This window comes from Sporosarcina contaminans (genome assembly GCF_042679045.1).
In the GTDB taxonomy this organism is placed as follows: Bacteria; Bacillota; Bacilli; order Bacillales_A; family Planococcaceae; genus Sporosarcina; species Sporosarcina contaminans.
Genome location: NZ_JBHTLT010000060.1, coordinates 1 through 1,166 on the forward strand (window position 1 = coordinate 1; position 1,166 = coordinate 1,166).

Sequence of the window (1,166 nt, forward strand, 5' to 3'; positions counted from 1 at the left end):
ACCCAAGACGCAACAAGACGACATGAGAGCGCTTTTAAAGCGCGCGTACACTGATAAGGTGTTTAGTGTCGATCACTCAACCAAAGTCGATAAGATGACACGTGGAGAAGCGGTAGACCTATTGATTAGTTACAACGCAAGAAAAAAGTGATATGATGCAAATATAACCGTCAGAAGTTCATCACTACGTAATGATGACTGTAAAAAGCGCCCTGTCCATTGTGGATTAGGGCGCTTTTTTTATTTGAAAATCTTTTTAATCAAAGCGAATATATCAAACGTAGTACGATTGTAAACTTTATTGTATGCATACTTTTTAGGATTCCTAACCCATCCATATCCACGAGGCATTTTAAGACCTGTCCGATGTACTACCTGTCGTTTGATACTTGTACGAGCACTGACACGGCGTTTCAAACTCGGTTTACGCATTCCCACTTTTACTTTCATGCAATCATCCCCTTAATTGCTTCAATTAAAATCTACGTCCATCTTCCAATACAAAATGCGCTTCGTATTTAGCGTCTAATGCTTCAGCGATTTCTATCAATTCATTCTCACTAAAATTATCACGCTTCAGCTTATTGGATATGTTCGACTGTGATGTGCCAATCATTTCAGCAAGTTTCGAAGCAGTAACTCCCCGTTCAACCATTAGCAGACGAATCTTTTTAGCCATTCCCATGTTTACACCATCCTAAAGTTTTATTGTTATCACTATTATAACCTATAACTTCACCAAAATAAAATTAAATTACACTTTAAAGTGAATTATAGTTTACAATTACACTTTAAAGATGTATATTATCATTAATGAGTGAAGTATTTACGTTTTGAAGTGAATTTAGGAGGTGATCGCTATGTCCACATTGCTAAACACAGAAACTACATACATGTCCCTGCAACCATTTAGCAGTGTGGACGAACTCAACGCTAACACTGTTGCTATTCGTGAGCAATTTGCGGATCAACTGACTCCTTCCACACGTGAGGTGTTAGACGTGTTGCATCGTTACTCATGCAAGTTTCCCGGCGTTTGCTATTTATCTAAGAATAAGATCGCTGAAATGGTAGGGGTATCAAGACGTACTGTAATTCGTGCATGTAAGCAATTAGAAGATTTAGGCGTAATTGTTCAGCATGAGTTGAAACGCCATAACGGCGAC

Annotated in this window: 3 protein-coding genes; 1 reads left to right on the top strand and 2 read right to left on the bottom strand. The window is 38.4% G+C overall.

Annotated features, from left to right (window positions below):
- Positions 1 to 240: 240 nt before the first annotated feature.
- The gene (locus tag ACFQ38_RS11335; protein WP_381480953.1) at positions 241 to 450 is read right to left on the bottom strand and encodes a hypothetical protein; all 210 of its coding nucleotides are present in this window, start codon (positions 448 to 450) and stop codon (positions 241 to 243) included.
- 25 nt (positions 451 to 475) lie between these two features.
- Positions 476 to 685: a helix-turn-helix domain-containing protein gene (locus tag ACFQ38_RS11340; protein WP_381480955.1), complete on the bottom strand. Its 210-nt coding sequence runs from the start codon at positions 683 to 685 to the stop codon at positions 476 to 478.
- Positions 686 to 860: 175 nt separating this feature from the next.
- Here ACFQ38_RS11340 and ACFQ38_RS11345 point away from each other — a divergent pair.
- Positions 861 to 1,166 (top strand): helix-turn-helix domain-containing protein (locus ACFQ38_RS11345; RefSeq protein WP_381480958.1); only part of this gene is annotated, 306 nt, incomplete at its 3' end.